Origin of the sequence: Natrialba sp. PRR66, from assembly GCF_034808065.1 — an archaeon.
Classification (GTDB): Archaea; Halobacteriota; Halobacteria; order Halobacteriales; family Natrialbaceae; genus Natrialba; species Natrialba aegyptia.
In genome coordinates, this window is sequence record NZ_JAXHGN010000004.1 from 314,403 (window position 1) to 338,705 (window position 24,303).

General features: G+C 61.4%; 14 protein-coding genes. 8 read left to right on the top strand and 6 right to left on the bottom strand.

Features of this window, described 5'->3' with window-relative positions:
• Nucleotides 1-267: 267 nt before the first annotated feature.
• Nucleotides 268-1,518, bottom strand: coding sequence for a serine hydroxymethyltransferase (gene glyA / locus SM755_RS15530; RefSeq protein WP_323173466.1), 1,251 nt, complete (start codon nucleotides 1,516-1,518; stop codon nucleotides 268-270).
• A gap of 138 nt (nucleotides 1,519-1,656) precedes the next feature.
• Here glyA and SM755_RS15535 point away from each other — a divergent pair, with 138 nt between their 5' ends.
• Both SM755_RS15535 and SM755_RS15540 read left to right on the top strand, forming a co-directional pair.
• A complete protein-coding gene (locus tag SM755_RS15535) occupies nucleotides 1,657-2,037 on the top strand; it encodes a Rid family detoxifying hydrolase (RefSeq protein ID WP_323173467.1) in 381 nt (126 codons plus the stop codon).
• 237 nt (nucleotides 2,038-2,274) lie between these two features.
• Nucleotides 2,275-2,436, top strand: coding sequence for a hypothetical protein (locus tag SM755_RS15540; protein WP_323173468.1), 162 nt, complete (start codon nucleotides 2,275-2,277; stop codon nucleotides 2,434-2,436).
• Between the two features lie 337 nt (nucleotides 2,437-2,773).
• Here SM755_RS15540 and fdhF read toward each other — a convergent pair whose 3' ends face one another.
• Nucleotides 2,774-6,109 carry a formate dehydrogenase subunit alpha gene (gene fdhF / locus SM755_RS15545; RefSeq protein ID WP_323173469.1) on the bottom strand — a complete coding sequence of 1,112 codons (3,336 nt, stop codon included), beginning with the start codon at nucleotides 6,107-6,109 and terminating at the stop codon, nucleotides 2,774-2,776.
• The gene (locus SM755_RS15550) at nucleotides 6,106-7,629 is read right to left on the bottom strand and encodes an NADH-ubiquinone oxidoreductase-F iron-sulfur binding region domain-containing protein (RefSeq protein ID WP_323173470.1); all 1,524 of its coding nucleotides are present in this window, start codon (nucleotides 7,627-7,629) and stop codon (nucleotides 6,106-6,108) included. The genes fdhF and SM755_RS15550 overlap by 4 nt, the downstream gene beginning before the upstream one ends.
• Nucleotides 7,630-7,902: 273 nt before the next feature.
• Here SM755_RS15550 and SM755_RS15555 point away from each other — a divergent pair, with 273 nt between their 5' ends.
• On the top strand, nucleotides 7,903-8,178 hold the full coding sequence (locus SM755_RS15555; RefSeq protein WP_369335252.1) for a hypothetical protein: 276 nt from the start codon (nucleotides 7,903-7,905) through the stop codon (nucleotides 8,176-8,178).
• A 286-nt stretch (nucleotides 8,179-8,464) separates the two neighbouring features.
• Here SM755_RS15555 and SM755_RS15560 read toward each other — a convergent pair whose 3' ends face one another.
• Together SM755_RS15560 and SM755_RS15565 are read right to left on the bottom strand one after the other, a co-directional pair.
• Nucleotides 8,465-10,231 carry an aldehyde ferredoxin oxidoreductase C-terminal domain-containing protein gene (locus SM755_RS15560; protein ID WP_323173472.1) on the bottom strand — a complete coding sequence of 589 codons (1,767 nt, stop codon included), beginning with the start codon at nucleotides 10,229-10,231 and terminating at the stop codon, nucleotides 8,465-8,467.
• A 455-nt stretch (nucleotides 10,232-10,686) separates the two neighbouring features.
• Complete coding sequence (locus SM755_RS15565) at nucleotides 10,687-13,260, bottom strand: FAD-dependent oxidoreductase (protein ID WP_323173473.1); 2,574 nt, start codon at nucleotides 13,258-13,260, stop codon at nucleotides 10,687-10,689.
• Nucleotides 13,261-13,703: 443 nt separating this feature from the next.
• Between SM755_RS15565 and SM755_RS15570 the strand changes: the two genes are divergently transcribed.
• From SM755_RS15570 to SM755_RS15580, 3 genes are all read left to right on the top strand, one after another.
• A complete protein-coding gene (locus SM755_RS15570) occupies nucleotides 13,704-14,147 on the top strand; it encodes a heme-binding protein (RefSeq protein ID WP_323173474.1) in 444 nt (147 codons plus the stop codon).
• Between the two features lie 414 nt (nucleotides 14,148-14,561).
• Nucleotides 14,562-15,695 carry an aromatic ring-hydroxylating dioxygenase subunit alpha gene (locus tag SM755_RS15575; RefSeq protein WP_323173475.1) on the top strand — a complete coding sequence of 378 codons (1,134 nt, stop codon included), beginning with the start codon at nucleotides 14,562-14,564 and terminating at the stop codon, nucleotides 15,693-15,695.
• 58 nt (nucleotides 15,696-15,753) lie between these two features.
• A complete protein-coding gene (locus SM755_RS15580) occupies nucleotides 15,754-16,113 on the top strand; it encodes a hypothetical protein (protein WP_323173476.1) in 360 nt (119 codons plus the stop codon).
• Between the two features lie 590 nt (nucleotides 16,114-16,703).
• Here SM755_RS15580 and ppsA read toward each other — a convergent pair.
• The gene (ppsA, locus tag SM755_RS15585; RefSeq protein WP_323173477.1) at nucleotides 16,704-19,055 is read right to left on the bottom strand and encodes a phosphoenolpyruvate synthase; all 2,352 of its coding nucleotides are present in this window, start codon (nucleotides 19,053-19,055) and stop codon (nucleotides 16,704-16,706) included.
• An 804-nt stretch (nucleotides 19,056-19,859) separates the two neighbouring features.
• Between ppsA and ppc the strand changes: the two genes are divergently transcribed.
• Both ppc and SM755_RS15595 read left to right on the top strand, forming a co-directional pair.
• Nucleotides 19,860-22,550 carry a phosphoenolpyruvate carboxylase gene (gene ppc / locus SM755_RS15590; RefSeq protein ID WP_323173478.1) on the top strand — a complete coding sequence of 897 codons (2,691 nt, stop codon included), beginning with the start codon at nucleotides 19,860-19,862 and terminating at the stop codon, nucleotides 22,548-22,550.
• Nucleotides 22,551-22,939: 389 nt separating this feature from the next.
• Nucleotides 22,940-24,097, top strand: a complete 1,158-nt coding sequence (locus SM755_RS15595; protein ID WP_323173479.1) for a glutathione-independent formaldehyde dehydrogenase — start codon at nucleotides 22,940-22,942, stop codon at nucleotides 24,095-24,097.
• Nucleotides 24,098-24,303 lie beyond the last annotated feature (206 nt).

Genomic DNA, 24,303 nt, shown 5'->3' on the forward strand with positions numbered 1-24,303 from the left:
CGTTGGCCTGTTGTTAGTACCGATTATCGACGTGAGCTAACAAACCTAGTCGTTCCAGCATTTTTCGCGTCTCGATACGTTTAAGGTATAACTCCCGCTGGACCTCGTACAGCGTCATCGCGGACTCGACCGTGTCGATCAGGTGTTCGACCGCCACGCTCTCCGCGAACACTTGTGCGCCACCGCGACGAGTACTCTCTCCGCGTCGGCGAGTTCACCCCCGTTGAAGTCCGCAGAAACGACGCTCGAGGAGCGATAGCCTGCCCACTACCCGTAGATGGGAAACTCCTGGCAAAGGTGTTCGACCGTCGAGGCGGCTCGGTCGTGAACGTCCTCGTCCTCGGGATTGTCAAGCACGTTCACGATGAGGTCGGCGACGGTCTCCATCTCTTTTTCTCTGAATCCCCGGGTCGTGAGCGCCGGCGTGCCGACGCGGATCCCGCTGGTCACCATCGGCGACCGCGTTTCACCGGGCACGGTGTTCTTGTTGACGATGATGCCGACGTCGGACAGTAGCTCTTCGGCCTCCTTTCCCGTGATGTCGGGGTGGGAGTCACGGAGGTCTACGAGCATGAGGTGCTTGTCCGTTCCACTGCTCACCAGCGAGAGTCCTCGGTCGTTGAACTCGTCGGCGAGCGTATTCGCGTTGGCTATGGTCTGCACGGCGTAGGACTGGAACGCATCGGTGCTCGCTTCTGCGAACCCTGCGGCCTTGCCGGCCACGCTGTGCATCAGCGGCCCGCCCTGCGCGCCGGGAAACACTGCGGAGTCGACGTCGTCCGCGAACTCCTCGTCGCACATGATGATCCCGCCGCGGCCGGCGCGGATCGTCTTGTGGGTGCTTCCGGTGACGAACTCCGCGTGTTCAACGGGCGAGGCGTGAACGCCGGCGGCGACGAGCCCCGTCACGTGAGCGATGTCCGCGAGGTGGTAGGCGTCGACCGCGTCTGCGATCTCGCCGATACGGTCGTACTCGAATTCGCGGGGATACGCCGAGGAGCCGCTAACGACGATGTCCGGGTCAAACTCGCGCGCGTGGCTCTCGAGTTCGCAATAATCGATGTACCCTGTCACGGGGTCGACCTCGTACTGTTCGACGTCGTAGAACTGTCCCGAGAAGTTGACGTTGTGGCCGTGAGAAAGGTGGCCGCCGTGCGACAGCGACAGCGAGAGGATCTTGTCGCCCGGTTCGAGCACGGAGAAGTACACGCCCATGTTGGCCTGCGTGCCGCTGTGGGGTTGCACGTTGGCGTGGTCGACCCCGAACAGTTCCTTCGCGCGTTCGATAGCGAGTTCCTCGACGGTGTCGACGTGTTGGCAGCCGCCGTAGTATCTCCCGCCGGGGTACCCCTCGGCGTACTTGTTCGTGAGGACGCTCCCCTGTGCTTCGAGCACGGCTTTCGAGACGTGATTCTCGGAGGCGATCATCCCCAACGTCGATTCCTGCCGCTCCCGCTCGAGGTCGATGGCCTCGGCCGTATCCGGATCTGTCTGCTCGAGCGAGTGTTTGAACGCCATATCTAGACGTCGATTATAGACGGTAAGTATCTTGCGTGCAGCGGGCTTGCAACCTCAAAAAGTAATATATATGATGGTATATGCTGGTAAGTCCGCGCACTACCTGGCTTTAAGAGACAGGAGCGGATATCGGTGGCTATGAAGCGCGCAATCAGTACCGACGATGCACCGGCAGCCGTGGGCGCGTACAGTCAGGCAACGACGAACGGCGAGCTGCTTTTCACCGCGGGTCAGCTCCCGCTTACAACCGACGGCGAACTTCTCGATGATGCGCCGGTCGATGAACAGACTCGACAATGTCTCGAAAACGTTAGCGCGATCCTCCAGTCCGAAGAGGGATCGATAGACGACGTCCTCAAAACGACCGTGTTCCTCAACGATATCGATGACTTCGACGATTTCAACCAGGCGTACAGCGAGTTCTTCGACGAAGAGCCGCCCGCCAGAAGCGCCGTCGAGGTCGGCCGCGTTCCCAAAGGCGCCGCAGTCGAAATCGAGGCGCTCGCGGTAGTCGAGTAATCCCGGTCGACTATAGCAGCCATTGGAAGTCATTGTACATCTGATCACAGGATGGCTCCGCGATCACGATCAGTATGTGAATCGTATCAGTGGCTACTATAGGAGCGATCGCCCGTCCGTAGCGTGTAGAGAGATTTCGCCGCATTCACACGGTCGAGCTTCGGTTCGACTCCGGTACATCAGTCGTAGCTCGGTTTTACCGATACTCCTTTTTCGGCTGGCGGTATATGCTCGTCTATGTGTCAATACTGTAGCTACCGGTACCACGACGGCTGGACGCAGTTATTACAGTACGACGACGTGTACCAGAACACTGTCAGTACAGAGTCAGAGGCAACGTACGGATTCCACGAATCGTGGGACGAACTTCGAGAGGACATCGGCTACGGCGCGTTCTGACAGATCAATTCGGATGACGTTTCCCCATCCGAGTTCCAGGCGTACGCGGCAATCTACGTGGTCGATCCGCGCCGGTCGCCGGTCATCCCCGCCGAGAAAATCGGTCTGACTCCCCGACCAGACGCGAGACGAGGCCGTACAGGGAAGCCAATCGAACGAACCGGCAGACTGAGTCTCTCGACACGGCCGGCGAAAGGCTCGCTGGTCAGCGTTCGTTTTTCCGCTCGTGCGACTCGAGAGCGCCCGAACCGGGCAGTGATTCGGCGACTTCGTGACAGCCCTAACACAAGATGTTCGCTCGAACCGAAGCAGTCAACGAGCGAGATGCCCGCGACGATCAGTCGTCGCTGGCTGCGGTTCCGCCGTCGCTATCGGCTCCGGCGTCGGGTGCCCGCAGCACGTCCGGGTCGGCGTTCGGTCCGAGCGGTTCGACACGGACACTCGACACCTTGTACTCGGGAATGCCGGTGTGCGGGTCGAAGCTCTCCTGGGTGAGTTTGTTGACCGCGCCCGCAGCGAAGTGCATCGGGATGAACAACGTTCCCTCGCTGACGCGGTCGGTTACGTTCGCCTTGACGACGATATCTCCACGGCGGGACTCGACCCGGACGTACTCGCCGTCGGCGACGCCGAGTTCGTCGGCCGTCGAGGGGTTGATCTCGACGAAGCTCTCGCCGACGTGGCTCATGAGTCCTTCGACACGGCGGGTGATCTGCCCGGTGTGCCAGTGGTAGAGCACCCGCCCGGAGGTGAGCGTGAGCGGATACTCTTCGCCGGGTAGCTCGCCGGGGTGTCCACCGTCCGCGGGCACAAAGCGCGCCATGCCGTCGTCGAAGTTGAACGCTCCGTCCTCGTAATCGTAGAGATACGGCGTTCCGGGGTGGTCTTCGTCCCAGCAGGGCCACTGGAGTCCGTGCTCGTCGCCCGATTCGATACGGTCATAGCTGACACCGCCGTAAATCGGGGTGAGGTCGCTGATCTCGTCCATGACCTCCCGCGGATGGTCGTAGTCCCAGTCCCACCCGAGCCGGTTGGCCAGGTCCTGCGTGATCTCCCAGTCTTGGCGCGCCGTCCCGGGCGGTGTCGCAGTCGGGCGCACCCGCTGGATGCGGCGCTCGGTGTTCGTGAACGTGCCGTGTTTCTCCGGCGACGTCGCTGCGGGCAAGATCACGTCCGCGTGCGTCGCCGTCTCCGTCATGAAGATGTCCTGGACGACGAGGAACTCCAGTTTCTCGAGTGCTTCTTCGGCGTGCTGGATGTCAGGTTCGGACAGCGCGGGGTTTTCCCCGACGACGTACATTCCCCGCAGGTTACCTTCGTGTGCCTCCGATAGCATCTCCGGCACCTTGAGCCCCGGCTCCTCGGGCGGACGCTTATCCCATGCGTCTTCGAATTTCTCGGCGACCTCGGGGTCCGCTGGGTCCTGATACCCTGGAAGGCTTCCGGGGAGCGTCCCCATATCGCCACCGCCGCCCTGCACGTTGTTCTGTCCCCGGAAGGGTGAGAGTCCGGCACCGGGCTTGCCGATCTGGCCAAGCGTGAGGGCGAGATCGGCCATCGCGAGGAGGTTCTGCGTGCCATGGCTGGACTGGGTCATCCCCATCGCCCAGCCGAAGACGACGGTCTCGGCGTCGGCGAGCGTCTCGGCGGCGGACTTCAGCTCTTCGGGCGGGACACCCGCCAGTTCTTCGACTTTCTCGGGCGGAAATGCCTGCACCTTCTCCTTGACTTTCTCGAATCCCTTCGTGTTGCGCTCGATGAACGCCTCGTCGTGGAGGTCGTTCTCGATGAGATATCGAATGAGGCCGTTGATCCAGGCGACGTCGTACCCGGGTTTGGTCCGCGTGTATTGGTCTGCGTGCTCGGCGATGCCGACTTCACGGGGGTCGAAGACGACCAGGTCGGCCCCGTCTCGGACGTTTTGCTTAATGCGGGTTGCCAGAACCGGGTGCGACTCCGTCGTGTTCGACCCGGATATGAGGTAGGCATCGGCCTCGCCGACGTCCTCGTTGATACGGTTGGTCATGGCACCGTACCCGAGGGTCTGTTGCAGCGCCGCCACCGTCGTCGAGTGACAGAGCCGCGCACAGTTGTCGATGTTTTTCGTCCCGAGAACCTGTCGGGCGAACTTCTGGACGAGATACGCCTCTTCGTTGCTCCCCTTCGAGGATGCGAGACAGCCGACCGCGTCGACGCCGTGTTCGGACTGAATCGCGCGCAGTTCGCTCGCGACGCGATCGAGCGCTTCGTCCCAGGACGCCGTCTCGAACTCGCCGGCATCGTTGCGCACGAGCGGTTCCGTGAGTCGCTCATCGCTGTTGGCGAACTCGTGGCCGAACTTCCCTTTCACGCAGGTCGAGAAGTTGTTGGCTGGCGCATTCGCGGGGTCTTCGACGGGTTGGACACCGATCGCGTCGCCGTCTTTGCCCCACATCTCGAACCGACAGCCAACAGCACAGAACCCGCACGTCGTCTCCTCCGTGTCGATCTTGCCGAGTCGGTAGCCGCTCACGGCCGACGCGACGTCGAACAGTCGTCCCTCGGGGAGCACCGTCGCGGCGACGTTCTCGGCGGTGTGTTCGCCGGCCAGCATGGCTTTCCGACTGTACTCTGTGGCGAGGTCCGACGCGCGGCGCCTGCTTTGGGCCATGAATCGGGCGACGCCGCTTCGATCGTCCGGGCTCACGCTGGGACTGGTTCCGATCCGACTCTCTCCGCCGGGGTCGGGCGAGCGATTCGGTGCCGCCGTGTCGTCAAGCGTTTCGACTTCCTCATGCTCGATAACCGTCCCGATGGAGTTACGTTGGGTGAACCCTGGAAGCGGAAGCGTCGCAGCGCCGCCGATGTCCTTCTCCGTTAACGCGCCAGTCGGACAGACGGTCGCGCAGTGACCACAGGAAACGCAGTCCGACTCGGCCATCGTCTCGGCATCGGACTGGAAGCCGATGCGCGTGTCTTCGCCGTGGCCCTCGATGCGGAGCACGCCCTCGACCTGGACGTCGTTACAGCCCTCGACGCACCGGTTACAGAGGATACACTTGTTCCGATCGATCTGGATAAACGACGAACTGTCGTCGAGGGGTTCGTACTCATCACGGTCGTCGAAGACGCCATAGCGCGGATGGTCGACGCCCTCGCTAATCGCGGTATCCTGCAGTTCGCAGCGGCCGTTGCCGTTGCAGGTCGTACACCGGAGGTTGTGGTTCGAGAGGACCAGATCGAGGTTGACGCTCCGAGCTTCCTCGGCGTCAGGGGTATCCGTCTGCACGGAGAGCCCGTCTTCGGCCGGGAACGAACACGAGGGAACGAGACCGTGCTCGTCGGTCTCGACCATGCAGGTCCGGCACTCGCTTCGCGGTCCGATCTCACCGCTGCAGTCGCCGTCGCGGTCGTAGTAGCAGAGCGCGGGGACATCGACGTCGTCCTCGACACCGTCCGCACCGGGGTCGACGCTAACCATCTCGTCGCTGACGGCCTGCATCGCGTCGATAACGGTTGAATCCGGCGGGACGGTCACCGGTTCGCCGTTGATCGTCACTGTCGTCGGCTCGTCACCGTCGGTACCGACGACGGGGTCGTTCGCGGTGCCGGTCTCGAACGTAGCGGAGACTGGCGTATTCGGTTGCGAGTCTTCGATATCGGGAACGCCTGGAAGAGTGTGGTCAGTGCTCATAGTTTCTCAGTACAGGTGCCGCTGGGACAGCGACCGTCGGCGTGTGCGTGGAATTCCGATTCGAACTCGTCGAGCGCGGTCGTCACGGGGCGGGGTGCGTGAGCGCCGATCTGGCAGTTGCTCGATCGTTCCATCACTCGACCCAGTTCGCGGATCGTGTCGGCCTTGAGCGATCCGTGGTAGATTTCTCGCAGGAGTTCGGTGAGCTGTTTCGTCCCTTCGCGGCCGGGCACGCAGCGGCCGCTGTTCTCGGTGGACGCGAATCGGGCGCGCTCGCCGACATCGGCGACCACGCACCGATCATCGTTCAGCAATTCGACTACGCCGTCGGTCCCGAGTCCGGCTGCAGCGAGCGACTGTGCGGTCGGGGTGACATCGAGGTCCCGCGTCATACCGCCGAGTATCCCGCCGACGCAGGCCATCTTGAACGATCCTGTCAGTTCGACGGCGTCTCGTACCACCGAAAGACTGCTGTCTGACGGGAGTTCGATGGTCGCCGGATTAGCGACGTCGCCGGTGACGGTGATCAGCCGGGTGCCCGGATCGGCGACATCCGCGTCGAACGCGTCCGGATCGCGGATAGCCCGCCGTACCTGTACGAACGTCCGCGGCGTGTGAATGACCGTCGGCCGTCCGTAGAGACCGTGCGTTGCGGGTGACGGTGGCTGGAGACGTGGTTCGATGCGGTCAGCGCCTTCCATCGCCTCGAGCGCGGCCGTCGGGGCGCCGGCCCGGTACTCGTCGGGGCCAGCGACCAGCTGCGGAACGATCGGGAGTTCGCCGGCGACTGCATCGATCGCCTCGCGGAGGTGTCGATGTAAATGGCTATCAGCCTCGTTGAGGTAGACAACGGCGTCGTCAGCACCCACGTACTCGGCGACGGTCGCTATCCCGTCGAGGACGGCTATCGGCGCTCCGCCAAGCAGCACCTCGTCCGCTCGCTGTTCGTCGCGTGTCTCGTTCGCATTGGCAACCACGACCGGGTCTCCGTCCGCGTCCCGTACGGTCTCCCACACGTCGGCTACAGGGTCATCGGCGGCGGCGTCGCCACGCCCCCGGCCAAGGAGTCCGGTATCGGTCACCGTCTCGGCGGCTCGGTCAGATGAGACGATCGGCCATTCGTTCGGCCCGAGCGGATCAGCCCATCCACACCGGCCGAGCACCGACCGCTGACCGACCGAGAGTGGGCCCGTATTCGGGATTGGGAGCGACGTCGTCTCGGGCCCGTGTTCGACGACCATGTCAGCGTCATTCGCTGGGACGGTTCCGTCTTCCAGCGTGTCGACGACGTCTCGAGCGGTCGACGACTCCGGTTTGGCGAAGAACGCCGTCCGGCCCTCGTGCGTCGCCATGACGAGGGGTTCGCTCCCCGTCACACCGGTCGGTCCCGTGCGGATTACCGGTATCGAATCGGCTTCGTCTCGCATCGCCGTCACGACCTGTTCGTCGCCGTTCGTCGCGAGGTCGGTCGCGACGCGGACGAGAGGTGAGCGACCAGCGGTACTTGTACCCCGTTTCATTGGTTATACCGTTGAATCGCAGGGATAAAAACTCTCATAACCAGGGTACTGTAATTATTTTTTCATTATGTGGGAACAAAATCCACGACTGAAGCCATGAGGGTGCCAGAACCAGGCTTTCGAGGTTCGGTATTCTCTGTTATAGGTCCTTCGCCCATCTCACCCACAGCCACTCTGCCACTCTGGTTCCAGCGAACCGACGCGCGTCGGTCCCTCAACGATCGCCCACGTGGGGTATCGAAGAGATTAGGAACCCCTGAGCTAATATCAGGCATGATGACGAACCCTCGATTCGAGGAAGTCAAAACGGAAGCGGCGAAGGCAGTCTCCGGCGACGACCTCCGTTCGGTGTACACCGGGATTGTCCACGAAGACGGTCGCCACGAGTACTATTTCGGGAACGATACCGAGGAAGCGGCCGAACTTCGGGAGGCTGCAGCGATTCACCTCGGCATGCTGGTGCGCGTACTCGCCGACCGTTCCGACAGCCCTGTCGAGGAGATAGCCGATCTCGCAGTCGAGCGCGCCGAGCAAATGGAGCTTCGGTGAGCGCTTGATGGCTGGGATTTCGTGGCCGAATCCGCTCGGTTAACACGGCCACACGCTGTTCCGTGGTGCAGACTATAAAACATAACATGTCCGAATTATTTACTTTCGTAGTTCTGTGTTTGGGTAGGCGAAAACACTTTTAGCATAATGAGGAAGTGAGTAACTATAATGCCAGATAACATCCCTATTTGGCTGCAGTCCCGGGGATGGATCCCACCGATATCGAATCAATAGCAGCGGATAGCGCGCTCGAGATTCTGTCGAACGAGCGCCGTCGGTGCGTGCTTCAATTTCGTTCCATGGGTTGCTCGGCCAGCGGCGTCTCGTCGTCGACGACCTCGTCCAACCCGAGACGATCGACCGTCTCGCGGGCCGGTCGACCGTCGGCTCCCCATCCCCGCTCCGCGTAATAGGCGTCGAGCATCGCTTCGAAACGGTCCTCGTCTACCGCCTGCCCGTCGTTCGGCCCCGACTCCAAGGGTTTTCGGAGCGCGGGCGGTAGTTCGTCGTCCGCTCGAGAGACTCCCTCGCGAACGTTGAACAACCGGGTGAGCGTCCAGATGCGCTCTCCGATTGTCTGTAGATCTCCGTCGGTGTCCAACCCCACGGCGTCTAGCCACTCGGCACCGAGATCCTCAAAGACGTCGCCGACGAAGTCGTCGACGATCAGGCTCCAGAGAATCGATCGCTGGTCCTGTTCAGTCGCGACGGTGCGGGCGGCCCGCCCGGGACTCCAGTCCTCGAAGATCTCCCGCTCGATCGGGATCGCTCGCCGGTGGCAGGCGCCGCGATCGCTTGTGGCATAGGCCAGCGCCATGCTTTCGGCGCCCCGGGGATCGTACGCGGGCAGTTCCATCGCCTTGACCGTCGGCACGAACTCGTCGCCGCCGAACCGCTCGGCCGCCGCGTCGACTCCATCCGCCAGTACGTCGCCGAGCGTCGTCTCTCGGGTCGCGATGTCGCGGAGCAGTGATCGTGCGTCGTCGGGATCACCGAACGCAAACGAGTGATCGAGCAGGTTCGCTTCGCTGGCACGGACGGCCCACGCGACGGTGTTTCCCGCGCTGATCAGATCGAGACCGAGGCGGTCACACGTCGCCCCGAGTTCCGCCACGGCGTCGAAATCGTCGATGCCCAGGCCCGCGCCGAGCGTCATCGCTGTCGCACCGCGGGGGATGCTCTCGCCCGCGTCAGTCTCGACTCGATACCCTCCGGGGTCGTCGTCCGGGTACTCCCGCTCTCGCGCCAGTTCGCGGACGGCGGCGATGCCGATGTCGTCGGCGCCCTCGAACTGCCCGTCTTGCCATCCGCGCGTCGGGAGGACGCCGGTCTCGTTGGCAAAGTCGACCGTTTCGACGGTGCCGCTCGCTTGCAGCCACTTCCCGGTGTCTGATTCGCGATAGCGTTCCGCGTACCGCTCGCGCAGGTCCCCGAGGCCCGACGGGGGATCACCCCGGGCGACAACAGCCTTGAGCCGCTTGGCGCCCATCACGGCGCCCGCGCCGCCCCGACCGGCGTGGTGGTCACCGCCGTCGGACGAAATGGTCGCGTAGGCGACCTGATTCTCCCCAGCGGGACCGATACAGGCGACTGCAGCGTCGGAAAAGTGCTCGTCAGTGGCGACGGTATCCGCTCCCCAGGTCTCGGCCGACTCGATATCCACGTCTCCGTCCGCCACGACGAGTCGGACTGGCTCTGACGCCTGACCGGTGACGAGGATGCCACTGGCGTCGTATAACGCACCCGCGAGCACTGCCGGGAACGTCCCTCCAGCGTACGAGTCAAGGAAGCCCCCGGTCAGCGGGGACTTCGTAATAGCCGCGTAGCGACTCTCTCCTGGCAGGAGTCCCGAGACCGGGCCAAGCATGAACAGCAGAACGTTGTTCGGCCCGAGCGGATCGGTATCGGCATCCAGTTCCTCGTACAGGTACCGCGCTCCGAGACCCTTGCCGCCGACGTAGCGTCGTCGCCACTCGTCCGGAATGGAAACGCGGTCCACCGACCCCGTCGAGAGATCCACGCGGAGGAGTCGGTCGGGCGCGCGAAGGTGCATGGATTACGTATCCCCTTGCAGTGCAAAAAGTATCTCGTCTCCGAACTGATAGCACCGCGCGGACAACCGTGGTGTCTGCGCGTGGGCCCCAATCGCCGGCAGCCGTTCGACGTGCTTCATACGGGCAGCTGTAAGTTATTTCCGGCGCAACCGCGCCCGTCCTGCGGTTGTGTCGGTAAATCGTTACAGCAGACCGTATCAGCGAACTGGATAAGGCGGTCACCGACCTTGCCGGCGACTCCGCTGAGACGTTGCGTCGCGGATCGGGCTGCCACTGTCACTGACGAACTCGTGGTCAACGGCCGGGTGGACTAGGGCTCCCCGATCGAGGTGCGCATATACGCTCAGGTTTTGCTGACGATGGTCCCCCTAATCGCACGACAGAGCGTCGGTCCCATCGAGAGAAAATGAAAGACTAGATACAATATTGCATTGCGCCGTCGAGTGCGCCCTTTTCAATCGAGGAGCGGTTCCTCGCGAACGGTGGCGTCGTACCGTTCGCCCTCGTACTTGATCTCGAGGTCGGTCCCGGGCTCCGCGTACTCCGGTGGGAGGTACGTGTAGACGACGCAGGCGCCGACCGTGTACCCGTACTCGGCGCTGTGGACGTAGCCGATCGGTTCATCACCGTCGAAGATCGGACGGTGAGGGAGGATTGTCGCCGCTTCGTCGTCGAGGGTCAGACACGCGACCTTGTGGTCGATGTTGTTCCCCTCGGCCGCTTCGACGACTGCTTCCTTCCCGATGAAGTCGGTCTCCAGGTCGGTGGCCCACCCGAGACCCGCTTCGTAGGGGTTGTGCTCGGTGTGGAGGTCCTCTCCCCACAGCCGGAAGCCCTTCTCAATGCGCAGTGCGTTCAGCGCACCGTTGCCGTACGGGCGAATGTCGTACTCTTCGCCAGCCTCCATGAGATGTTCCCAGAGCTGCTCGCCGTACTCGGAGGGCGTGTACAGCTCCCAGCCGAGTTCGCCGGCGTAGGACACCCGGAGCGCGGTGACAGGCACGTTCTTGATGAAGAACTGCTGACTCGTGAAGAACGGGAACGCCTCGTCGGAGAGATCCACGTCCGTCACCTTCGAGAGAACCTTCCGCGCGTTCGGACCGGTACAGACCATCGCCGTCAGGCTGGAGGTAACGTCGTTGACGACCACATCCTCGGGGGACTGCTCGCGGACCCACGCGACGTGGTTGTTTCCGACCTCGCGACCGGTCGTCAGAAGGAGGTAGCGGTCGTCGTCGACGCGCGTGACGGTGATGTCCGCGCGGATGCCGCCTTCCTCGTTACACATCAGGGTGTACCGGACATCGCCGACATCGAGGTCCATGTCGTTCGTACAGAGGCGCTGGACGAAGTCACCGGCGTCGTTCCCGATGACCTCCATCTTGTTGAACGACGTCATATCGTGGAGGCCAACTTTGTTGCGGACGTGAAGCGCCTCCGCGCCCTCGATGGGCGACCAGTACTTGCCCTCCCAGCCCTCACGATCTGGGATCTGCTCGCCGTACTCAGCGAGCAGGTCGGCGTTGGACTCGAACCACTGCGGTTCCTCCCAACCGGCTTCAGCCCACAGCTCGGCGTCGAGTTCCTTGTGGCTGTGATACATCGGCGTGCGGCGGATGTCGCGCTGGTGATCCGTCCACACCCACTTCGGGTGCATGATGTTGTAGACGATACGGTACTCCTCGCCGCCGATGTCTCGCGCGAAGTCCCAACTGCCTTCGTGGGCGTCGAACCGATTGACGTTGCAATGCCGGAGGTCGATCGGTCCGTCGGGAAGGCGGGGGACACCGTTTTCCATCCACTCGGCGAGCGCCTTGCCAGCGCCGCCGGCGTGAGTGACCCAGATGGCAGCCGCGGTCCAGAGACCGTCGTACTTCTGGACCGGACCCATCACCGGCAGGCCGTTCGGGGACTCCGAGAACATGCCGTTGTACTTGTGTTCGAGTTCCTTGCCCTCCGTGGCTGGCAACAGTTCGTCGCTTGCCTGTCGCGGCGCCTTGTCCGGCCGGTCTGGATGCGTCGCGTTGTTCATGTGGTACTCGGTGAACTCGTGGACCGAGCCCTGTTCGGCATCTTCCTCGTTGCCGCCGAGGTCCTGCGGATCAGGCACGACGGGTTCGTGGTTGTATGACCCGATTCCGTAGGAGTCCCCGTGCGTCCGGAAGTACATCGCGTTGTCTTGATCGCGAAGAATCGGCCGGTCGGGACCCGCGAGCAGGCGGTCGGCTTTATCTCCGGAGACGCCCTTATAGTTCTCGTACAGCGGGTGATCGCTGACATCGATCTGGTTGTCGGCGAGTTCCTCAAGCGACTTGGTCATCGTGTATTGGTGCTCGACCGGCGTCACCGGGAGGTGAACGTCGAGTTTCTCACCCAGTTGACGCGCCCAGATATTCGTCGCGATGACGACTTCGTTACACTCGATCGTCCCGTTTTCGGTGATAACCGAGCTGATCGACCCGTTCTCGGTCTCGATGTCTTCGGTGCGGGTATGCGGAACGAACTTTGCTCCCCGGTCCATGGCTTCTCTGGCGAGGGCAGCGCAGGCGACGACGCCAGACACTTGGCCGTCAGTCGGGGAATAGTACCCACCCTGGATCACGTCGCTGTCGACGAGCGGCAGCTTTGCTTCTACTTCCTCGGGCGAAAGAATCTCCGGGTTCGGAAGCCCCCAGGATTCGGCCCACTCGACGCGGCGCTGTAGGTAGTCCATCCGCTCGTCGCTCCGCGCGACCTCAATGCCGCCGACTTCCTTGTAGGCCTGAACCTCGTTGTCATCCTCCAGGTCCGAGTACAGGTTACGGCTGTATTTGGCGAACTTCGAGAGGATCTTCGACTCGGAGGTCTGGAACATGATCCCCGGCGCGTGGCTGGAAGATCCACCAGTGGTTGGCATTGGTCCCTGATCGACGACAACGACATCGTCTCGGCCGAGTTCAGTGAGTTGGTACGCCAGGTTGCACCCGACGATACCGGCACCAACGATAACAGTGTCTGCTTGGTCCGGCAAGCTATCATCTGCGTTCATAAGTGTACACTCCGTGGTGCCAGTCGAGTACAAATATAAGTATCGCTCACCCGGATCTTCATCATATGGTGGCAGAAATATTATAATTAGAGTTTCGAGGGGTGGCTGTGGCTAACGATGATACCACTGTTATTCTACGGCACCATCGCCAAGCGACAGCGCTCGGTTTCGTGCATGGACACGCCACCAGCCGTCAGAGGCCTCGGTAAGGTCGTAGAGAAGCACAAAATGATCTCTTGGTATCACTTTTGGCGATAGTAACGCTGGGACGGGGGGTGACAGCTTCCATATGCAGCTATCAGGACTAATCAAGCAGATCCTAGAATTTCCGTACATAGAGGGCCCCATCAAAACAGTATTCTCAACTAACTTCCCGAAATTATATCACCTATCGAAGAAATAACGACAACTTATTTCATGATAACTCTGCATCTTCCGCTTGCATGGTAGAATCCATTCCGCTGGAGACAGCGACAGAGTTGATAGAAGCGGCAGAAGAGAAAGCAGACGAGATCGACAACCCGATGGTGATCACGGTCGCAAACAGCGAGGGGAACCTCATTGCTCAGCATCGCATGGACGGCGGCTGGCTGGCCTCCGTGAGCATCTCGCGTAACAAGGCGTACACGTCGGCTGCCCTAGAGATGCCAACACACGAACTGGCGGAGCCCTCCGAGCCAGGCAACTCACTGTACGGCCTCCAGACGACCGACGACGACCAGATCGTCATCTTCGGTGGCGGCTATCCGCTCGAACGAGACGGCGACATCGTCGGCTCGATCGGCGTCTCTGGCGGCGCCGTAAGCCAGGACCGCGAGGTCGCCGAAGCTGGCGTCGAACGGTGGAACGAACTCATCAAAGAGGAAGCGGTCACGGCAGACGACTGATCGGCGAGAGACTCGAGACACTCATACGGTAAGCAACTGGAACTGATGCGTCACCCCAGGCGACGGGGGAGTACAAATAGAGCTCTCTCCGTCGACGCTACCGGGGTTAGACGAGTACGTTCCTGGAAACGTCTCGACCATCAGAACGGTGTGAGAGACGGGGTCACGCTTGACGAGATAGAGCTGTTCTGAGATACCTCCCTGATCACTGTCGCTGCAACTCAATACCTGGAACCGTCATTGATTACCCGGAATGTATCGACTGGTCACGGGCCGGATCAAGAATACGCTTCCGTCCTCCTCTGTGGATCGTGTTCCGTCCGTTCGTCCACACCCCGAATCCTCACTAGTTTATATTAAGGTTCAGTATCACAGGTGAACTGTTTTTTATAGGTGTGTCATTTGTGGCCTTGTATGACACAGTGGGACGAATCACAAACGAAAGCAGTGAGTTCAGATATCACGGAGAAGACGAACGCGCTGCCGGCCCGGTACTTCACCGATGACGACGTTTTCGAGATGGAGAAAGAGAAGGTGTTCGGCCAGTACTGGGTCTACGCCGGCCACGCCAACAGCATCAGCGATCCCGGGCAATACTTCACGCGGACCATCGGCGATCGGCAACTGATCATCGTCCGCGGTCACGACGGCGACATCAAAGCATTCGACAACGTCTGTGCCCACCGCGGCTCGAAGATGGTCGAGGATACGCCGATGACTGACCCCAGCGATGCAAAGCGAATCAAGTGTCCGTACCACCTCTGGACGTACGACCTCGAGGGAGAGCTCAAAAGCACGCCCAAGAGCTTCGATGAAGCCGGTCTGAACCCCGACCTCGAGGACGAAGAAGTACAGGAGTTCGACGCCGAAGAGAACGCCCTGAACGATGTACACGTCGACAGCATCGGTCCGCTGCTGTTCGTCAACCTCAGCGAGGATCCGATGCCACTGGCCGAGCAGGCCGGCGTGATGAAAGACCGCCTCGAGGCGCTGCCCCTCGGGGAGTACGAACACGCCACCCGAATTGTCTCGGAGGTCGAGTGTAACTGGAAGGTATTCGCGAGCAACTACTCGGAGTGTGACCACTGTCAGGCCAACCATCAGGACTGGATCAAGGGCATCTCGCTCAACGACTCCGAACTCGAGGTCAACGACTACCACTGGGTACTCCACTACACGCACGCCGAAGACGTCGAGGACGAGATGCGGATCCACGACGAGCACGAGGCACAGTTCCACTACTTCTGGCCGAACTTCACGGTCAACATGTACGGCACCGCCGACGGCTACGGCACGTACATCATCGACCCGATCGACACCGACCGCTTCCAGCTTATCGCGGACTACTACTTCCGCGACAGCGAACTCTCCGAGGAGGAACGCGAGTTCGTCCGCACCAGCCGCCAGCTCCAGGAAGAGGACTTCGAACTGGTCGAACGCCAGTGGGACGGGCTCAGAACGGGCGCGCTCGCTCAGGCCCAACTCGGCCCCAACGAACACACCGTCCACCGCTTCCACCAGCTCGCCCAGGAGGCCTACGACTCGTGATGGTATCGCCTCTGCATAACCGATCGGCACTGAAACACGACAATCAGAACCAGAACCCATGAGTACCCAAGATCAGGCTCCGTACGTCGCGTCCTGTCCGGAATGCGATGTCGATCTGCAAACCGACGCTCCGAACGAGATCGTCGACTTCCACCGCCGTCACTATCGCGTGACGGGTCACGAGGTAGAGTTCGAACACGCGCAGTTGGATGTAGACGAGGATGTCACGAATGACGGTCTCAAGGATGTTATCTGGCAGCTACAAGAGCAGTACGAGAACGGCGTCCCGATCGGCGTCGTCGCGGCGGTGATGTCCGACCGCGGACTCTCGATCGGCGAGACGTTAGACGAGATCCACGAGGTGCGGATGACCGGCGGCCTGTACGAACCACAGGACGATCATCTGGGCGCGTTCTAACGGTAGTCCCGATCCCCGAGTCCCCGAGTCGCGTGCTTCGAAGTCGCCGCTGACAGCTGAGTTCGGGTTCTTCCTCTGGACCGACTCGAAATCCCGTTTCTCGATGTCCACGACCATCGTGCGGTCGTTATCTTCGCCGGCGAGATCCTCAACCTCGAGTGCCGTGAGGGTGATCTAACCGCCCTCAAGCGTGCGGAAATTACCGTCTACGATCTCCCAGTGCACAGTAACAGAGATACCGAAAACGAGACCGCGACCACGATCGGAGTCATCGACGATTTCGTCGAGCAACGGACGCGACGAAGGCGGTCCGATGACGAGGACAACAAACTATCGGACTGCCGAAGCGGGCGTTTTCGAACGATCGACAGTTCTCGAATTAACCTTTCATCTCACCGAACATCGATATACCGTAATGACCGTCACGTCAAATGACCGTGACTCTATGGAACCGTTCGGCCTCTCGACCGATACCTGGCGAATCGGACGACACCCTCGAGTAGGGCCGACGCCCCGGTCGCTCGGTCAGCGCTTGCGTCGACCCTCGTCCGATCCGCCCACAGTCTCGAGTCACGTTTTGTCCGTCGAAGTCACTCCGTTCTCTGCGACTCGAGAAGCAGCTTCTGCTCGACGCGCTTGACCTCGTGCTGGACGTCGCGGACGGCGTCGATGTTCGCCGAGATGGACGTGATCCCTTCCGTGGCGAGGGACTGGACCATCTCAGGTTTGGAGCCGGCCTGGCCGCAGATGCTGGTGTCGACGTCGTGTTCGCGGCAGGTCTCGATGATGCCGCTGATCAGCTGCAGGACAGCGGGGTGGAGTTCGTCGAATCGGTCGGCGACGTTTTCGTTGTTCCGATCGACGGCCAGCGTGTACTGGGTGAGGTCGTTCGTCCCGAGCGAGGCGAAGTCGATACCGGCCTCGATCAGCTCTTCGATCGCCAGCGCGGACGCCGGCGTCTCGATCATCGCGCCCCAGCGGCGCGTCTGGGGATCGATACCGGCCTCTTTCAGTAGTTCCTTCGCCCGATAAACGTCCTCGGCATCGGTGACCAGCGGGAACATGATCTCGACGTTGTCGTAGCCCATCTCGTAGAGCCGCCGGAACGCCTCGAGTTCGTGGGCGAAGACGTCCGGTCGATCGAGCGACCGCCGGATGCCGCGGTAGCCGAGCATCGGGTTGTGTTCCTTCGGTTCGTCCGCGCCGCCCTCGAGTTGGCGGAACTCGTCGGTTGGGGCGTCCAGCGTTCGGACGCGGACGGGGCGGGGGTAGAACTCGTCAGCGACGCCACGAATGCCGTCGATCAGTTCCTTCGTATAGGCGCCGGTGCCGTTCTCGTCGATGAACTTCGCAGGCGTCTGGTTCAGCGAGAGGATCATGTGCTCGGTCCGGAGGAGGCCGACACCGTCGGCACCGGTCGCGGCTGCGCGTTCGGCGGCCTCTGGAATCGAGACGTTGACCTTCACCTCGGTTGCGGTCATGGGCTTGACCGGCGACTGCGGGCGGACCTCCTCGACGGAGTCGGTCTCTTCGTCGGGTTCGACCTCTTCGCCTTCCAAGACTTGGCCCTTGTCACCGTCGAGCGTGACGATCTGGGCGTCCTCGAGGACGGTCGTGGCGTTGGTCGTCCCGACGATGGCTGGAACGCCGAGTTCGCGGGAGACGATGGCGGCGTGACTGGTCATGCCGCCCTCATCGGTGACGATCCCCGACGTGCGTTTCATCGCGGGCACCATGTCTGGCATCGTCATCTCGGTAACGATGATGTCGCCCTCGCCGACCTTTGCCAGATCGTCGAGCTTTTCGACGATCTTTGCGGGACCGCTGACCGTTCCCGGACTCGAGCCCAGGCCATCGACGAGAATCTCGCCGGCGTCGCCGTCCGCTCCGGGAGCGCTGCTCGCCTCTGCGGCCTGGACACCGCTGCCGTCAGTGAGTCCCTGCGCAGCGTCGCCGACCTCGTCGACGGTATCCGTCACTTCGGCCGCGTTGCCGGAATCGTCGTCAATGGTCGTGATCGGCCGGGACTGGAGCATATAGACCTCGTCCTCGACGATAGCCCACTCGACGTCCTGCGGTTCGCCGTAGTGGTCCTCGACGAGGTCGCCGAGGTCGACGAGCTGATCGATCTCATTCTCGCCCAACACGCGTGTGTTACGTCTGTCTTCGGGGACCTCCCGCTCGACGGTCTCACCGGTTTTGTCGTCTTTCTCGTGCATCACTTTCTTCTCGGCGACGGTGACGTCGACCGAGCGGTCGTCGCGGCTGACGACGTAGTTGTCCGGCGAGACGGCGCCAGAGACGACGGCCTCGCCCAGGCCCCAGGCGGCCTCGATGATCATCGTCTGGTCGCCCGTCGAGGGGTGGCTCGTGAACATCACGCCCGACTTCTCGGCGTCGACCATCTGCTGGACGACGACCGCGATGTTCACTGCAGAGTGATCGAAGCCCTGCTCCTGGCGGTAGTAGAGCGCCCGCTGGGTGAACAGCGAGGCCCAGCACGCCCGAACGCGGTCGAGCAGCGCCTCCTCGGTGACGTTGAGAAACGTCTCCTGTTGGCCCGCGAAGGAGGCGTCGGGCAGGTCCTCGGCCGTCGCCGACGACCGCACTGCGACGAACGCCTCTCCCTCACTGATCTCGCGATACGACTCGAGGATCTCATCGCGGAGTTCGTCGGGGAACGGTGTCTCGAGGATGAGTTCCTGGGCGCGGTCGGCCGCCTCGGCCAGCACCGCCGAGTCGTCGGCATCGACGTCGACGGCCGCAAACAGTTCCTCGTCGATTTCGGCTTCCTCGATGAACGATCGATAGGTCCCGGCGGTTACGACGAATCCCGGAGGAACGGGCAGCCCAGCTCCCATGAGTTCGCCCAGGGAGGCGCCTTTACCACCGACCGTCTCGAGATCGTCGGCACTGACCGTGTCTAACCAGCGTACAGCCATTGATGTCGACAGAATAGCTGCTGTATCAAGGTATTTTCGCCTTTTCCACGGAACGTGACTCTGTTCCGAGACGGCAACCGGAAACAACTGTGATGTGAACGGCCGTGATCGGCCGAAAGAGTCGTGTATGAGAGGATTTCGTTTGAATTATTAAACACTAAATGTTATTTGATATATATTATGGGTTTTAGAATTGGAAATCGCGAGTGGAAGGTGAGTATTTACAAGTGAATTTGTGTAGTATATGTGTCTGACCACGGAAGATTCGGAGGTTCTCGCGTTCGGATCGATCCGCTATACAGCGGCATTCATGACGGTACCCTCGACGCTGCGTCGAATGGTTCCGCGTCTTGATCCTACGAGGACCGGTACTGTTGACGAGAGAGTGACCCTTTCAGTGCTATCTAGATACGCGAAACAGCAAGGATGAGAGACGTTGGGGTCGCGGTATCGGCTGTGGAACCATTATCCATATAATTACATAATGAGGCTCTGTACCCGAAGCGGGAAACTCGGCTGTCTTAGCACACATCTCACGAAGGGAGCGAAGAACGGTTATACCGCCTGATTTCGACGGAGACAGTGAATCCGTCCGCGCAATCGGTCAACTGACCACCGACGACGTCAGGATGGGTGATACGGTTCGGCGCGCCTCCGTCGACGAACTCTGCGATCCCGATTCCGGCGTTCGAGAGTCCGAGAGCAGGACCGAGACGGATACCGGTCTACGTCCGTATAGATGGGGCTATTATCAATAATCATCGACTTTATGTGGGTATTCGATGTAATCACCAGAGGGAGATCATGCCAACTCACAATAGAGAAATCTCACGAGACGTCAGAGAACTCGGCGAATTGCTGGGCGAGGTACTGAAGGACCAGACATCGCGACAGGCGTTCGAAACGGTCGAGTCGTGTCGTCAGACCGCGGTCGAATACCGCTCCGGAGAGCGCGAGTCCCGTGCCCCGCTGGTAGCGGAACTTGAGGGGCTGTCGCCCCATCAGCAGCGGATCGTCGTGCGTGCGTTTACGACCTACTTCGAACTGATCAATCTTGCGGAGGAACGCGAGCGAGTGCGTACTATCCGCACTGAATCGAACGAGGGAACGCTTGAGGACGGTCTCGACGCTGCGGCCGCAGAACTGGGCGAAGAAGACGTCGATACTGTCTATCAGGTGTTGGACGATGTGCTAATCGAACCGACGTTCACCGCACACCCGACCGAAGCGCGACGGAAAACGGTCAAATCCAAACTCAGAGAGATTTCGACGCATCTCGAGACGCTGGACGAACAGTTGCTGACCGACAAGGAGCAGGAGCAGGTGTGGCGGGACATCGACGCGGAGGTGACGAGCCTCTGGCAGACCCCACAGGTGCGCAACCGCCAGCCCGAACCCGAGGACGAGGCGCGCAACGTCCAGTGGTATCTCGAGAACACGCTGTTCGATGTCGTCGATGAAGTCTACGACGAACTCGCCGACGCCATTGACGCCGAGGTTGACGGCGACCTCGAGATTCCGAAGCTGTTCGAGTTCCGCTCATGGGCGGGCAGCGACCGAGACGGGAATCCCTACGTCACGCCTGAGGTGACCGCGAACACGCTCGAACGCCAGCGCGAGGTCGTCCTCGAGAAGTACCGCGAGCAACTCAAGCGCCTCTCGGGCGTGTTGAGCCAAGACGGCAGCCGCATCGACACCGGCGGCGAGTTCGAGGCTTCCCTCGAGGAAGACCGTGAACGGCTTCCCGGCAGCGCCCGCATGGCCGAAGAACGCTACCCCGACGAACCGTACCGCCAGAAGCTCAAACTCATGCGCGAGCGCCTCGCGCGCGTCGGCGATGTCCGGCCGGGCGGCTACGACGACGTCGACGAACTCCTCGACGACCTCGAGGTCATCGCACAGAGCCTCTGTAACAACGTGGCCGAAAACGTCGTCGAGGCCCACGTCGACCCGATCCGGCGCCAGGTCGCCACCTTCGGCTTCTCGCTGGCCAGCCTCGACCTGCGCGAACATCAGCAGAAGCATACCGACGCTATCGCCGAGGCCCTCGAGAGCGAGGGGATCGACTACTACGATCTCTCGGAAGAGGAGCGCGTCACGTTCCTGACCGACGCCGTGTTACAGGACGAGCCCGTACTCGACCTGAGCGAAACCAACGGGATCTCCGAGGACTCGGCGCGCGTCTTCGAACTCTTCGGCGGCCTCGCCGACTGGCAAACTGAATACGGCGTCGAGACGATCGACACCTACTGCATCTCGATGACTGACGAGCCCAGCCACGTCCTCGAGGTGCTGTTTCTGGCGGATCAGGCCGGCGTGGTCGCGCTTCCCGAACACGCGGGGATCGACATCGTTCCGCTGCTCGAGACCGAGTACGCCCTCTCTGGGGCCCGCCGGATCATGGGCACGCTGTTCGAAAACGAGGCCTACAGTCAGGCTCTCGAGGCCCGCGGGCGGACCCAGGAGATCATGCTGGGCTACTCGGACTCGAACAAGGAAAACGGGTTCCTGGCGGCGAACTGGTCACTATTTAAAAACCAACAGCGGCTGGGTGAGATCTGCGACGATTACGATGTCCAGATGCGGCTGTTCCACGGCCGAGGTGGATCGATTTCCCGTGGCGGCGGCCCGATGAACGAGGCACTGCTGGCGCTGCCGAACAACACCATCACGGGCCAGGTCAAGTTCACCGAACAGGGTGAAGCCATCGCCGAGAAGTACGGCAATCCTCGAATCGCCGAGCGCAACATCGAGCAGATGCTCAACGCCCAGCTCCGGGCGCGCAAGCAGGCGATCAACCAACCCGAAGAAGAGATTATCGCGGAGTGGATCGACGCCATGGAGACGATGGCCGATGCCGCCCGCCGGGAGTACCGGAACCTCCTCGAGAGCGACGGCTTCGTCCGGTACTTCGAGCAGGCGACGCCGATCACCGTCATCGAGGACCTCAACCTCGGCTCGCGGCCGGCCTCCCGTAGCGGCGAGCGCAGCGTCGAGGATCTCCGGGCGATCCCGTGGGTGTTCTCCTGGACGCAGTCGCGATGTATCCTCCCCGGCTGGTACGCCCTCGCGACCGGTATCGACGCGTACTTGGACAACGGTGGCTCGATGGATATCCTTCGGGAGATGTACGACCAGTGGCCGTTCTTCCGCACCACGCTGGACAACGCGGCGCTCTCGCTGTCCCGGACCGATCTCGAGATCGCTGCGCAATACGCGGACATCGCGGATCCCGACCTTCGCGAGCGGTTCTTCTCACGCATAACTGCTGAGTACGAACGTGCGCTCGAACTGATCACCGAGATCGGCCGACGCGACGAACTCCATCCTCGCGACTGGCTCGGTGAGAACCTCGAACGCCGGAATCCGTACGTCGATCCGCTAAACGTACTGCAGGTCCATTTGCTCGAGCAGACCCATCGCACGGATATCGAGGAGCGAACGCTCCGGCTCACGGTAAAGGGAATCGCTGCCGGAATGAAAAACACCGGATGAAACGGCCTACTGAGACGCTGAGACGAGCCGAACGAATGCACTACTAACGCCGATCTCTCCGTTCCGGTAAAGGAACCGGTCATCGGCTCTGCTGGAGGTGTCGCTCTCGGTCGAGAACGGATGCAACCAGAGGCACCGTTTCGGTAACGCAATGTACGAAGCGAGCAGGTCGTAGTTAGTCATGCGGCTCGCAGACCTGCTCAGCGCGGATTACGAGATCGAAGAACCGTATCAGATCCAAACAAAGGCCGCCAATTAGATCCGACAGAATACACAGACACGCCATCGAAGGTTGGGACTTTTACATGTTGAGTTTTGACCGCCAGTATAAACACCGAATATAAATATAGTCCGCTCGTGGATGAGAATGGAGATATCGATCAATGTCCATGAATGCCGTCGTTTACAAAGGCGAACGCGAGGTCGCGGTCGAAGAAGTCGAACAACCTCAAATCGAGCACCCAAACGACGTCGTGATCGACATCACGACAACGTGTATCTGCGGGTCCGACCTACACATGTACGAAGGGCGGACGGCCGCAGAGCCGGGGATCGTGTTCGGGCACGAAAACATGGGGACCGTGACCGAGGTCGGCGATGCGGTGAGTTCCCTCGAGGTGGGCGACCGCGTCGTCGCGCCGTTCAACGTCGCCTGCGGCTTCTGTGAGAACTGCGAGAACGGCTACACCGGCTTCTGTACGAACGTCAATCCCGGATTCGCCGGCGGCGCGTACGGATACGTCGCGATGGGGCCGTACCAGGGCGGACAGGCCGAGCAACTCCGCATTCCGTACGCGGACTTTAACGCGCTCAAACTGCCCGACGGAGACGAACACGAGGACTCGTTTGCACTGCTCGCGGACATCTTCCCGACGGGCTGGCACGGCACGGAACTCGCCAACCTCCAGTCCGGTGACTCCGTCGCTATCTACGGCGCCGGGCCGGTGGGCCTGATGGCAGCCTATAGTGCCAAGCTCAAGGGTGCTGCAGAGATTTATGTCGTCGACCGCGTTCCCAGTCGCCTCGAACTGGCCGAGGAACACTGTGACGCGACGCCGATCAACTTCGAAGAGGGCAACCCGGTCGAACAGATCAAGGAGGTCCACGGCGGGGGCGTGGACAAGGGCGTCGACGCCGTCGGATACCAGGCTATCGACCCGGATAAGGAAGGCGACGACGCATACGACCCCGCTCGTGAGAATCCGGCTGTCGTAATTAACAATCTCATTCGGACGGTCCGCCCGACCGGGGAACTCGGGATTCCGGGACTGTACGTCCCCGATGACCCCGGTGCACCGGACGACATGGCCGCACAGGGACGTCTCGGCATCGACTTTGGTCTCCTCTTCGAGAAGGGGCAGGCGCTCGGTACCGGCCAGTGCAACGTCAAGGAGTACAACCGCGAACTCCGCGACATGATCATCGAAGGGCGCGCCGATCCCAGCTGGGTCGTCTCACACCGCGTCGACCTGGAGGGCGCACCGGAGATGTACGAGAAATTCGACAACCGCGAGGAAGGTGTCACGAAGGTCCTGCTGGAACCGTAACCCTCGCGCGATCAGACGCCTCCGTTTTTAGCGTGACTACGTCACTCTACGTTATCTGACAATACGCTACTCGCACAGGATTCTTCGTTCCTAGACGGCCGGACGCGAGGGACCGAGTACGAGACGCGCCAAGTACCTGAGTACGACGCGGACCGGGCAGTCACCGGTGATCAGTCAACGTCGGCTGCGAAGAGTATGCGGGCGCT